The sequence below is a fragment of the Enterobacter cloacae complex sp. P18RS genome, from assembly GCF_014982105.1.
GTDB classification, from domain to species: Bacteria; Pseudomonadota; Gammaproteobacteria; order Enterobacterales; family Enterobacteriaceae; genus Enterobacter; species Enterobacter hormaechei_C.
In genome coordinates this window covers 39,272-51,917 of the sequence record NZ_JADCKV010000019.1, presented here as the reverse complement: position 1 = coordinate 51,917, position 12,646 = coordinate 39,272, and the positions used below count along the sequence as shown (strand labels likewise).

General features: G+C 57.2%; 11 protein-coding genes. 5 read left to right on the top strand and 6 right to left on the bottom strand.

What is annotated here, in order from left to right; translation table 11 throughout:
- Nucleotides 1-250 precede the first annotated feature (250 nt).
- Nucleotides 251-1,600, top strand: coding sequence for a guanine/hypoxanthine transporter GhxP (gene ghxP / locus INF61_RS15785; protein ID WP_006810466.1), 1,350 nt, complete (start codon nt 251-253; stop codon nt 1,598-1,600).
- A gap of 152 nt (nt 1,601-1,752) precedes the next feature.
- Nucleotides 1,753-3,399 carry a Na+/H+ antiporter gene (locus INF61_RS15780; protein ID WP_003860270.1) on the top strand — a complete coding sequence of 549 codons (1,647 nt, stop codon included), beginning with the start codon at nt 1,753-1,755 and terminating at the stop codon, nt 3,397-3,399.
- Between the two features lie 36 nt (nt 3,400-3,435).
- On the opposite strand, the gene INF61_RS15775 is transcribed toward INF61_RS15780, so the two are convergent.
- A complete protein-coding gene (locus tag INF61_RS15775; protein WP_032672108.1) occupies nt 3,436-4,350 on the bottom strand; it encodes a LysR family transcriptional regulator in 915 nt (304 codons plus the stop codon).
- A gap of 102 nt (nt 4,351-4,452) precedes the next feature.
- Between INF61_RS15775 and INF61_RS15770 the strand changes: the two genes are divergently transcribed.
- Both INF61_RS15770 and INF61_RS15765 read left to right on the top strand, forming a co-directional pair.
- Entirely contained in the window at nt 4,453-4,863 is a 411-nt protein-coding gene (locus INF61_RS15770; RefSeq protein WP_017382632.1) for a CidA/LrgA family protein, read from the top strand.
- On the top strand, nt 4,856-5,545 hold the full coding sequence (locus INF61_RS15765; protein WP_023295768.1) for an LrgB family protein: 690 nt from the start codon (nt 4,856-4,858) through the stop codon (nt 5,543-5,545). Before INF61_RS15770 ends, INF61_RS15765 begins: the two co-directional genes overlap by 8 nt.
- A 33-nt stretch (nt 5,546-5,578) precedes the next feature.
- On the opposite strand, the gene actP is transcribed toward INF61_RS15765, so the two are convergent.
- The 3 genes from actP to acs form a co-directional block, all read right to left on the bottom strand.
- A complete protein-coding gene (gene actP / locus INF61_RS15760) occupies nt 5,579-7,228 on the bottom strand; it encodes a cation/acetate symporter ActP (RefSeq protein ID WP_193547902.1) in 1,650 nt (549 codons plus the stop codon).
- Nucleotides 7,225-7,539 carry a DUF485 domain-containing protein gene (locus INF61_RS15755; RefSeq protein ID WP_017382635.1) on the bottom strand — a complete coding sequence of 105 codons (315 nt, stop codon included), beginning with the start codon at nt 7,537-7,539 and terminating at the stop codon, nt 7,225-7,227. Before INF61_RS15755 ends, actP begins: the two co-directional genes overlap by 4 nt.
- Before the next feature lie 126 nt (nt 7,540-7,665).
- Nucleotides 7,666-9,624, bottom strand: a complete 1,959-nt coding sequence (gene acs / locus INF61_RS15750; protein WP_045907627.1) for an acetate--CoA ligase — start codon at nt 9,622-9,624, stop codon at nt 7,666-7,668.
- Between the two features lie 423 nt (nt 9,625-10,047).
- Between acs and gltP the strand changes: the two genes are divergently transcribed.
- Complete coding sequence (gltP, locus tag INF61_RS15745) at nt 10,048-11,361, top strand: glutamate/aspartate:proton symporter GltP (RefSeq protein WP_015570199.1); 1,314 nt, start codon at nt 10,048-10,050, stop codon at nt 11,359-11,361.
- A gap of 84 nt (nt 11,362-11,445) precedes the next feature.
- Here the strand turns inward: gltP and INF61_RS15740 are convergent, their stop codons facing one another.
- Both INF61_RS15740 and INF61_RS15735 read right to left on the bottom strand, forming a co-directional pair.
- A complete protein-coding gene (locus tag INF61_RS15740) occupies nt 11,446-12,120 on the bottom strand; it encodes a tetratricopeptide repeat protein (RefSeq protein WP_015570200.1) in 675 nt (224 codons plus the stop codon).
- A gap of 121 nt (nt 12,121-12,241) precedes the next feature.
- On the bottom strand, nt 12,242-12,394 hold the full coding sequence (locus INF61_RS15735; RefSeq protein ID WP_023295770.1) for a Hok/Gef family protein: 153 nt from the start codon (nt 12,392-12,394) through the stop codon (nt 12,242-12,244).
- Nucleotides 12,395-12,646 lie beyond the last annotated feature (252 nt).

Genomic DNA, 12,646 nt, shown 5'->3' with positions numbered 1-12,646 from the left:
TTAATTGTTCATCGTCATGAGGTAATTTTAGCGAAAAACGAGAAAGTTCAGTTGAAAAGGGCGGGTATTAGGCTAGATAATCGTTTGCCTACATTTGACCACCCGTTTTGTAAGCGCGGAGCTAAACGTTTGCTTTTTTTGTGACGCCCCTTTCGTCGCAAACGCAGCACAAGGATTTGACGTTTCGCTGGCAGTGGAGTCTCCACCACGCTTACGGACTTTCAATAAAAATTTTCAGGGGATGTTTTCTATGTCTACGCCATCTGCGCGTACCGGCGGTTCACTTGACGCCATGTTTAAAATTTCTGCTCGCGGCAGCACCGTGCGCCAGGAAGTTGTTGCCGGTCTGACCACGTTTCTGGCGATGGTGTACTCCGTCATCGTGGTGCCAGGCATGCTCGGCAAAGCGGGCTTCCCGCCAGCGGCGGTCTTCGTTGCCACCTGCCTGGTTGCGGGTGTGGGTTCGATTGTGATGGGCCTGTGGGCGAACCTGCCGCTGGCGATCGGGTGCGCCATCTCCCTGACCGCGTTTACCGCCTTCAGCCTGGTGCTGGGCCAGCATATCAGCGTCCCGGTAGCGCTCGGCGCCGTGTTCCTGATGGGGGTGCTGTTCACCGTAATTTCAGCAACCGGTATTCGTAGCTGGATTTTGCGCAACCTGCCGCAGGGCGTGGCGCACGGCACCGGCATCGGTATTGGCCTGTTCCTGCTGCTGATCGCTGCCAACGGCGTGGGTCTGGTCATCAAGAACCCGCTGGACGGCCTGCCGGTTGCGCTGGGTAACTTCGCGAGCTTCCCGGTGATCATGTCGCTGGTGGGTCTGGCGGTGATCATTGGCCTGGAAAAACTGAAAGTGCCGGGCGGCATTCTGCTGACCATTATCGGCGTGTCCATCGTCGGCCTGATCTTCGACCCGACCGTTCATTTCTCCGGGATTTTCGCCATGCCGTCGCTGAGCGATGACAAAGGTAACTCCCTGATTGGCAGCCTGGATATTGTGGGCGCGCTGAACCCGGTGATCCTGCCAAGCGTGCTGGCGCTGGTAATGACCGCGGTGTTTGATGCCACGGGCACCATCCGCGCGGTGGCCGGTCAGGCTAACCTGCTGGATAAAGACGGACAGATTATTGACGGCGGCAAAGCGCTGACCACCGACTCCCTGAGCAGCGTTTTCTCTGGCCTGGTAGGTGCGGCACCTGCGGCGGTGTACATTGAGTCCGCAGCGGGTACGGCGGCAGGCGGTAAAACCGGCCTGACGGCCATCACCGTTGGCGTGCTGTTCCTGCTGATCCTGTTCCTCTCTCCGCTCTCTTATCTGGTGCCGGCTTACGCGACCGCACCTGCGCTGATGTACGTCGGCCTGCTGATGCTGAGCAACGTGGCGAAAATCGATTTCGCGGATTTTGTTGATGCCATGTCAGGCCTGATCACTGCGGTATTCATCGTGCTGACCTGTAACATCGTGACCGGCATTATGATCGGCTTCGCCTCGCTGGTGATTGGGCGTCTGGTCTCCGGTGAGTGGCGTAAGCTGAACATCGGTACCGTGGTCATCGCCGTTGCGCTGGTGGCGTTTTACGCGGGCGGCTGGGCCATCTGAATTGACTTTTTATGCGAAAACGGGTGGCTCAGGCCGCCCGTTTTTATTTTCAGGACTCATCCTGTTGCCTTTTACGTTACTCTGGAGAGGATAGAATAAGAGGCACGACGCCTCAGGTTTGGCATATAAGAAACACAGCAAACAGGGAACGCATGGAAATTTTCTTCACAATACTCATCATGACCCTTGTGGTCTCATTATCCGGGGTGGTTACACGCGTACTGCCCTTCCAGGTCCCCCTGCCTTTAATGCAAATAGCTATCGGTGCGCTGCTGGCGTGGCCGACGTTCGGTCTGCACGTGGAGTTCGATCCGGAACTGTTCCTCGTGCTGTTTATCCCGCCGCTGCTGTTTGCCGATGGCTGGAAAACGCCGACGCGCGAATTTCTGGAGCACGGGCGAGAGATCTTCGGCCTGGCGCTGGCGCTGGTGGTGGTCACCGTGGTCGGGATTGGTTTTCTGATCTACTGGGCCGTACCGGGGATCCCGCTCATACCCGCCTTTGCGCTGGCCGCCGTGCTGTCGCCTACCGACGCCGTGGCGCTGTCCGGCATTGTGGGCGAAGGGCGCATTCCAAAGAAAATCATGGGCATTTTGCAGGGCGAGGCGCTGATGAACGACGCTTCTGGCCTGGTCGCCCTCAAGTTTGCCGTGGCGGTTGCCATGGGCACCATGGTCTTTACCGTCGGCGGCGCGACCCTGGAATTCTTCAAGGTGGCGATTGGCGGTATCCTCGCGGGCTTCGTAGTGAGCTGGCTGTACGGACGCTCGCTGCGCTTCCTTAGCCGCTGGGGTGGTGATGAACCGGCGACGCAGATCGTCCTGCTGTTCCTGCTGCCGTTTGCCTCTTACCTGATTGCCGAACACATTGGCGTGTCGGGCATTCTGGCGGCGGTAGCCGCGGGGATGACCATCACCCGCTCCGGCGTTATGCGGCGCGCGCCGCTGGCGATGCGCCTGCGCGCGAACAGTACCTGGGCTATGCTCGAGTTTGTGTTTAACGGCATGGTGTTCCTGCTGTTGGGTCTGCAACTGCCGGGCATTATGGAATCCTCGCTGATTGCGGCCGAAGCGGATCCAAACGTTGAAGTCTGGATGCTGTTTACCGATATCGTGCTCATCTACCTTGCGCTGATGCTGGTGCGTTTCGGCTGGCTGTGGACGATGAAGAAATTCAGCGTGCGCTTCCTGACCAAAAAGCCGATGGAGTTTGGCTCGTGGACCACGCGCGAGCTGCTGATTGCCTCATTCGCGGGCGTTCGCGGGGCGATCACCCTTGCTGGTGTGCTCTCCATTCCTCTGCTGCTGCCGACGGGTGACGTCTTCCCGGCGCGCTACGAGCTGGTGTTCCTGGCGGCGGGCGTGATCCTCTTCTCCCTGTTTGTCGGCGTGATTATGCTGCCGATTCTGCTGCAACATATTGACGCGGGGGACTCCTCGCAACAGCACAAAGAAGAGCGGATTGCCCGAGCGGCGACGGCGGAAGTGGCGATTGTCGCCATCGAGAAGATGGAGGAGCGTCTGGCCGCCGATGCCGAAGAGAACATTGATAACCAGCTGCTGAAGGAAGTCAGTTCACGCGTGATCGGTAATTTGCGTCGCCGTGCTGACGGACGTAACGACGTGGAAAGTTCGTTGCAGGAAGAGAACCTCGAACGCCGTTTCCGCCTGGCGGCGCTGCGCTCCGAGCGTGCCGAGCTGTATCACCTGCGCGCCACGCGGCAGATCAGTAACGAGACGCTGCAAAAGCTGCTGCACGATCTGGATCTGCTGGAAGCGTTGTTGATAGAGAATCAGTAGCGCTGTAATTGCCCGGTGGCGCTGCGCTTACCTGGCCTACGTGCTCGATCGGTACCCTCTCCCTGTGGGTGAGGGTACCCAAAACCCCTCACAACATTGCAACCACGCCTGCGCGCTGTGCGACAGATAGACCCCTTCACGCCAGATCATCCCCAGCTGCCAGTGCAGGTCGCTCTCCAGCGGGATCCAGCGCAGCGTATTTTTATCCAGCCGCTCGCAGATCGGCTGCGGCAGAATGGCAATCCCCACGCCCGCCTGTACCATCGCCGCCAGAAAATCCCACTGGCCGCTGCGCACCGCAATGCGCGGCTTCACGTTATGCTGGTTAAACAGCGCCATCAGCTGGCGGCTTAAGGCGAAATCTTCGTTGTAAATAAGCAGAGGGTGCTCGCCGAGCAGCTCGGGCTTTACCGAGTCTATCTTCAGCCATTCACCGGAGCGGGGAACCAGCACGCACAGCGGGTGGCTAAAGAGCGGCAGCGTCGCCAGTCCGCTCTCCTCCTCAACGGGAAGGGCGGTCATCGCCACGTCCAAATCGCCGTTGGTGACCGCCTGCTGGACGGTTAAGCCGCCAAATTCTGAAATTTTCAGCTCAACGCCGGGATAGCGCTGACGAAACAGGCTTATCGGGCCGGCCATCATCATGCCGACCATCGGCGGAATACCGAGCCGCAGCAGCCCTTTTGTCAGATGGTTGATGTCCCCAAGCTCGGCCTCCAGCTGGCGGAACTCCGCCAGAATTGCCAGCCCGCGCTCGAACACCACGCGACCGGTATCGGTCAGCAGCAGCTTGCGCCCGTCGCGGATCAGCAGGGTACAGTTCAGCTCATCTTCGAGGTTTTTCAGCATCTTGCTGATGGTTGGCTGGGTTACGAATAACTTCTCCGCTGCGCGGGTAAAACTTTGCTGGCGAACCACCTCGACAAAATAGCGCAGCGTTCTTATGTCCATGATTATTCCTCGAAACTATACCTTCGATGATTTTAATTCATTTCAGTCGATACCGTACGCTCACTATACTGGCGCCTCGTCTCATTTCTGAGGAAAACCCCCATGGCCGTGGCGTTAAGCCGTGTTACGCCTGCCGTTGTTCAACGACTCCAGGTACCGGTTCAGGTACTGCTTTACGCGGGACTGTTTGTTTTCGCGGAATATCTTGTCGACTGGCTGCATCTGCCTTTACCCGCCAACCTGGTGGGGATGGTGCTGTTGCTGACGCTGATCCTCTGTCGCGCGTTGCCCCTTAGCTGGGTGCGGGCCGGCGCACGCTGGTTGCTGGCGGAGATGCTGCTGTTCTTTGTGCCGGCCGTGGTGGCGGTGGTGAACTATGCCCAGCTGCTGATGGTCGACGGCTGGCGCATCTTTGCGGTTATCGCCCTGAGCACGATGATGGTGCTGGGCGCCACCGCCTGGGTGGTGGATAAAGTGTATCGCTTTGAAATCAGCAGGCAGAAGCATGACTAACTTTCAGATAAGCGTGCTGTGCCTGATTGCGACAGTCGTCATCTACTTTGCCAACAAGCGCCTGTATCGCCGCTTTCGCGCGCTGCCGCTGATGCCGCTGGTATTTACGCCGATCCTGCTGGTGCTGATGCTGGTCTTCGGCCATATCTCCTGGCAGAACTACATTGGCGAATCCCACTGGCTGCTGTGGCTGCTCGGCCCGGCGACCATTGCCTTCGCCGTACCCGTTTATGACAACCTCGCCATTATCAAACGCCACTGGATGTCGCTCAGCGCGGGCGTCGTCACCGCGACGGTGGTGGCGGTGTGCAGCTCGGTCTGGCTGGCGCGGCTGTTTACGCTGCCTGATGAAATCCAGCGCAGCCTGGCGGTGCGTTCGGTGACCACGCCGTTTGCGCTGGCAGCCGCCAAACCGCTCGGTGGCCAGCCGGATCTGGTGGCGCTGTTTGTGGTGGTGACAGGCGTCTTCGGCATGGCTGTGGGGGATGTGCTGTTTCTGCGGCTTTCCATTCGCGAAGGGATGGCGAAAGGGGCGGGGTTTGGCGCGGCGTCGCACGGGGCGGGGACGGCACGTTCGTATGAGCTGGGACAGCAGGAGGGCGTTGTTGCGAGCCTGGTGATGATGCTTTCGGGCGTCACGATGGTGCTGATTGCGCCGCTGGTGGCGTGGGTGATGTTTTAAGCTCCCCGGCCAGAGCGACCGGGGAGAAAAGGCTTAGTGCGCGCGGCCCTGCTCAACGCCCAGGCCGGTTTGCGAGCGGATAAACTGGGCGCGGAATTTTTCACGCTCCAGGTTACCCTCCGGTGAATTATCGGTGGCAGAGAAGATCCAGATCCCGATAAACGCCACGGCAATGGAGAACAGCGCCGGGTATTCATACGGGAAGATAGCGCTTTCGTGACCGAGGATCTGCACCCAGATGGTCGGGCCGAGGATCATCAGAATCACCGCCGTCAGCAGGCCCAGCCAGCCGCCAATCATCGCCCCACGGGTGGTCAGTTTTGACCAGTACATGGAGAGCAGAATGATCGGGAAGTTACAGCTTGCCGCAATCGAGAAGGCCAGCCCCACCATAAAGGCGATGTTCTGCTTCTCGAACAGGATACCCAGCAGGATCGCCACCACGCCCAGCACCAGCACGGTGATTTTGGAAACTTTCAGCTCATCGCGCTCGCTCGCGCCTTTGCGGATGACGTTGGCGTAGAGGTCATGCGATACCGCAGATGCGCCTGCCAGCGTCAGCCCTGCAACCACCGCAAGGATGGTGGCGAAGGCCACGGCGGAGATAAAGCCGAGGAACAGGTTGCCGCCCACCGCGTCGGCCAGATGCACCGCCGCCATGTTGTTACCGCCGATAAGCGCGCCCGCCGCGTCTTTAAACGCCGGGTTTGCCCCCACCAGCATGATTGCGCCGAAGCCGATGATAAAGGTCAGAATGTAGAAGTAGCCCATAAACCCGGTGGCGTAGAACACGCTTTTACGCGCTTCACGCGCATCTGACACCGTGAAGAAACGCATCAGGATATGCGGCAGGCCAGCGGTACCGAACATCAGGCCGAGACCGAGCGAGAGCGCGGATATCGGATCTTTCACCAGCCCGCCCGGGCTCATGATCGCTTCCCCTTTCGGGTGGACCGCCATCGCTTCGGTAAACAGATTATTGAAGCTGAACCCGACGTGCTTCATCACCATAAAGGCCATAAAGCTGGCGCCGAACAGCAGGAGTACCGCTTTGATGATCTGTACCCAGGTGGTGGCCAGCATGCCGCCGAACAGGACGTACATCACCATCAGCACGCCGACCAGCACCACCGCGACGTGGTAGTTCAGGCCGAACAGCAGCTCGATCAGTTTGCCCGCGCCGACCATCTGGGCGATCAGATAGAGTGCCACCACCACCAGCGAACCGCAGGCGGAGAGGGTACGAATCGGCCCCTGCTTCAGGCGATAGGAGGCGACGTCAGCAAAGGTATAGCGCCCCAGGTTACGCAGGCGCTCGGCAATCAGGAACAGAATGATTGGCCAGCCCACCAGGAACCCGAGGGAGTAGATCAGGCCGTCATACCCTGAGGTATACACCAGCGCGGAGATCCCAAGGAACGAGGCGGCGGACATAAAGTCCCCCGCGATCGCCAGCCCGTTCTGGAAGCCGGTAATATTGCCGCCCGCGGTGTAGTAATTGTTACGGGAGCGTACGCGTTTCGACGCCCAGTAGGTGATGTACAGCGTCAGCACCACGAAAATCAGGAACATGATAATCGCCTGCCAGTTGGTTGGCTGGCGCTGGACCTCGCCGGTAATGGCATCCGCCGCGTGTGCCGCAAAGGGAAGTGTGGCGGCTAGCGCCGTCAGGACTCGCTTCATGATGCTTTTACCTCGCGCAGAACTTCTCTGTTAAGACGATCGAATTCACCGTTGGCGCGCCAGACGTACACACCCGTCAGCACAAACGAAATGATGATCACGCCAATCCCAATCGGAATACCGCGCGTGACGCTGGTACCCTCATGCAGCGGGGTGCCCAGCCAGTGCGGCGCAAAGGCGATCAGCAGAATAAAGCCGACGTAGATAATCAGCATGATGATGGAAAGGATGAAGGCAAACCGTTGCCGTTTTTCGACGAGCTCCCTGTAGTGCGCACTATTCTCTATCTGCTGACAAATATCGTTATTCATCACAGAGTCTCCAGAAGTAAGGTTGGTTTGTTTTTATCCCCTCTCCCTGTGGGAGAGGGTGAGGGGAGAAAGGTGCGGTCTGATGCCCTCACCCCGGCCCTCTCCCACAGGGAGAGGGAGAAAACACTAGGAAGGCATTGCGATGGCCTGCTTCTCTTCGAGCAGTTTGTCCACCACGCCAGGATCGGCCAGCGTGGAGGTATCACCGAGGTTACTGGTGTCGCCCGCCGCGATTTTGCGCAGGATACGGCGCATAATCTTGCCGGAACGGGTTTTCGGCAGCGAGTCGGTCCAGTGCAGTACGTCCGGCGTGGCAAGCGGGCCGATCTCTTTACGCACCCAGTTGCGCACCTCGGTATACAGCTCTGGCGACGGCTCTTCGCCGTGGTTCAGGGTGACGTAAGCGTAGATCGCCTGGCCTTTGATGTTGTGAGGAATGCCGACAACCGCCGCTTCGGCAATTTTCGGATGCGACACCAGCGCAGACTCAATTTCCGCCGTGCCCAGACGGTGGCCGGAGACGTTCAGCACGTCGTCCACGCGTCCGGTGATCCAGTAATAACCGTCTTCATCCCGGCGAGCGCCGTCGCCGCTGAAGTACATGTTTTTGAAGGTCGAGAAGTAGGTCTGCTCGAAGCGCTCATGGTCGCCGAACAGGGTGCGCGCCTGGCCTGGCCAGGAATCGACGATCACCAGGTTGCCTTCGGTGGCGCCTTCCTGCGGATTGCCTTCGTTGTCTACCAGCGCAGGCTGCACGCCGAAGAACGGGCGCGTGGCCGAACCGGCTTTCAGCTGCGTAGCGCCCGGCATTGGCGTGATCATGAAGCCGCCGGTTTCGGTCTGCCACCAGGTATCCATCACCGGGCACTTCTCGTTGCCGATCTTCTTCCAGTACCACTCCCAGGCTTCGGGGTTGATCGGCTCGCCCACGGAGCCGAGGATACGCAGGGAAGAGCGGTCGGTCCCTTCGATGGCTTTATCTCCTTCTGCCATCAGCGCGCGGATCGCCGTTGGCGCGGTGTAGAGAATGTTGACCTGATGCTTATCAACCACCTGGCACATACGCGCCGGGGTCGGCCAGTTCGGTACGCCTTCAAACATCAGCGTCGTTGCGCCGCAGGCCAGCGGGCCGTACAGCAGGTAGCTATGACCGGTCACCCAGCCCACGTCGGCGGTACACCAGTAGATGTCGCCCGGATGGTAGTCGAAAACGTATTTAAAGGTGGTGGCCGCGTAAACCAGATAGCCGCCGGTGGTATGCAGCACGCCTTTCGGCTTACCGGTGGAGCCGGAGGTATAAAGAATAAACAGCGGATCTTCCGCGTTCATCTCTTCAGGCTGATGCTGGTCGCTCGCGTTTTCAATCAGATCGCTCCACCACAGGTCGCGCCCCTCGTGCCAGTCGATTTTGCCGCCCGTGCGTTTGAAGACAATGACGTTACTGATGGATTTCACGTTCGGGTTTTTCAGCGCTTCATCAACGTTTTTCTTCAGCGGAATACCGCGCCCGGCGCGCACGCCCTCGTCAGCGGTGATCACCAGCTTCGAATTCGAGTCGACAATACGCCCGGCAACCGCCTCCGGCGAGAAACCGCCGAAGATAACGGAGTGGATCGCACCGATGCGCGCGCAGGCCAGCATAGCCACGGCGGCTTCCGGCACCATTGGCATATAGATCGCCACCACATCGCCTTTTTTAATGCCCTGGGCCAGCAGCACGTTGGCAAAGCGGCACACGTCGCGATGAAGTTCGTTATAGGTGATATGTTTACTCTGAGAGGCATCGTCGCCTTCCCAGATGATGGCCGTTTCGTTGCCGCGTTCAGCAAGATGGCGGTCCAGGCAGTTCGCCGCCAGGTTCAGCGTGCCGTCTTCATACCATTTAATGGAGACGTTGCCCGGCGCGAAAGAGGTGTTCTTTACCTTCTGATAAGGTTTGATCCAGTCGAGGATGTGGCCCTGCTCACCCCAGAACGCGTCAGGGCTGGAAACGGACTGCTGGTATTTCTCCTGGTATTGCTCCGGGCTTATCAGGCAACGGTCCGCAATGTTTGCGGGAATGTCGTGTTTGTGTATTTGGCTCATGGCTTTTTTTCTCCTTGTAAGATGTTAATAATATGTCGCAAAAACGTTAATAGTAGGGGCTTTACAAGCTTTGTTTAGTATTTGGGCGACAGATCACGCAATGTCTGAAGAGTATGAAAATTGAGCGAATGAAACTTTGAAGAGAAATAATTCACCTGAAGAATTATTCACTTTTTTGAAGTGAAAATATTTTGTATAACAAATGGTTATTTATGCGAATTGCTATAAATTGCCGTCAATGACACTTTTTGCAGTGAAATGCCTTGTTCTTTAAGGCTTGCGCAGCATGCCGTGCAAATGATACTCATACGGCGCGTTAAAAAATCCCATAAACCAACGCAACACAATTCATACCCTTTCAGTATGTCTCCATATTCATGCAGTTTTGATGGTACGGAGATTTCATTGAGGAAGTCAGTTTCTATGAAAAATTTGAAAGTCAGCCTGGCCTGGCAGATCCTGCTGGCCCTTGTGCTGGGCATCTTGCTGGGCAGTTACCTCCATTATCATAGCGACAGCCGCGAGTGGCTGATTGCGAACCTTCTCTCACCTGCGGGCGATATCTTTATTCATCTGATCAAGATGATTGTTGTGCCGATTGTGATCTCGACGCTGGTGGTTGGTATCGCGGGTGTCGGTGATGCGAAACAGTTAGGCCGCATCGGCGTTAAAACTATTCTCTATTTCGAAGTGATCACCACGGTTGCCATCGTTCTTGGCATCACCCTGGCGAATGTGTTCCAGCCTGGTGCCGGGATCGATATGTCGCAGCTGGCGACGGTGGATATTTCGAAATACCAAAGCACAACCGCCGATGTGCAGAGCCATTCGCATGGGCTGATGGGGACTATTCTCTCGCTGGTGCCGACCAACATTATCGCGTCCATGGCGAAGGGCGAGATGCTGCCGATCATCTTCTTCTCGGTACTCTTTGGTCTGGGGCTTTCTTCCCTGCCTGCGACGCACCGTGAACCGCTGGTCACCGTGTTCCGATCTGTCTCCGAAACCATGTTCAAAGTCACCCACATGGTGATGCGTTATGCGCCGGTCGGGGTATTCGCGCTGATTGCGGTGACCGTAGCGAACTTCGGCTTTGCCTCCCTGTGGCCGCTGGCGAAGCTGGTGATTCTGGTGCACTTCGCGATTCTGTTCTTCGCGCTGGTAGTGCTGGGCATTGTGGCGCGCCTGTGCGGGCTCAGCATCTGGATCCTGATCCGCATCCTGAAGGATGAGCTGATTCTGGCCTACTCCACGGCAAGCTCCGAGAGCGTACTGCCGCGTATCATTGAGAAGATGGAGGCCTACGGTGCGCCGGCGTCCATTACCAGCTTCGTGGTGCCAACGGGTTACTCCTTTAACCTGGATGGTTCGACGCTGTATCAGAGTATTGCGGCAATCTTTATCGCGCAGCTGTACGGCATTGACCTGTCGCTGTGGCAGGAGATCGTGCTGGTTCTGACGCTGATGGTGACTTCAAAAGGCATCGCAGGCGTGCCGGGCGTCTCCTTCGTGGTGCTGCTGGCGACGCTGGGCAGCGTCGGTATTCCGCTGGAAGGCCTGGCGTTTATTGCCGGTGTGGACCGTATCCTAGACATGGCGCGTACTGCGCTGAACGTGGTGGGTAATGCGCTGGCGGTGCTGGTAATCTCCAAGTGGGAACACAAGTTCGACCGTAAAAAAGCGCTGGCGTATGAACGCGAGGTGCTGGGTCGTTTTGATAAAACGGCTGACCAGTGATGTAAAAATGCCGGGTGGCGGCTTCGCCTTACCCGGCCTACATAAGCCGTAGGCCCGGTAAGCGCAGCGCCACCGGGCAACAATTTATTCCCCGCTCAACGCATCAAACTCTTCACACCCGGTATCAAACCCTTCGGTACAGCTCAGGTTTAACCAGTAAAGCGCTTTCTGTTTATTCGGTGTGATAAAACCTTTCTCACCCTGCCTGAACAGCATTCCTGCCCAGTACTCCGCATAGCCCGTCCGGGACAGAGCCGAACTCCGCTTGAACCACGATGCGGCCTGCACGTCATCCTGAGGAACTTCAACGCCGTTGGCATAGATCAGCCCCAGCAGCTGTTGCGCGTCTACCGCCGAGTCGCTATCGATGTCTTCGGTCGCCGATTGCAGCAGTGCGATGGCCTGCGGGTAGTCGGTTTTGCCCGCCTGCGTGTTCACCAGCACCCGCGCCAGCATGATCGCGCCGCGTTTGCTGCCCGCAATGTTTGCCTGCTGGGCCAGGGCTTTAGCCTGCGCATAGTCACCCTGCGAAAAGTGGATTTGCGACAGCAGCGCCATGGCGTCGACATCACCGCCTTTTGCCGCTTTTTCCGCCCACAGCGCCGCCTGCGCGCTGTCACCGGAACTGAACCAGGTATCGGCAAGATAATACTGCGCGCGCGCATCGCCCGCTTCAGCCTGCTTTTTATACTGGCTGCCTATCTCATCGGCATGGGCAAACGCGGTTAAAAATAACAACATCAGAAAAAGGGTTTTCATGGATTCTTATCATCTGGGTACACGCCGCGCAGTATAATCGCGGCGACAGAAGAAAAAAACGGGTGCGTTAAGACCTCAGCATCCCACAAGCCGGGCGGAACACGCGTTCCGCCCGAAGAGGTTAGCCTGCGTTACAGGCTAATTTCGCCGCCACCTCCTGATGTTCACTCTTTATTGAAAACTCACATAACTTATCGCGAGTAATAAAGGTAAAGATCACTATCGTCAGGCAAATAATAAAGACGATGCCTAACGTAGTTTTTAATGGCGTCATGCCTTTTACTCCTTGTGAAAAAAAGAATAAGAGGCTACTCTCAACCTGTTGGTTGTTGAGGGGTAGCCTCGGGTAAATGCAAATTTCCCGGGGCTTTCCACTTTCTGTCCCTCAACAATGCTCAAGACAGAAAGTCTTAAGCACCCGCCGCATATCTTATCTCGCTGAATTAAAATGCAAAGATGTAATTAATTTTCGTGCAAATTACATTTTTTCTGCGAGACATCTTCAGAAATATATATAGATGTAATT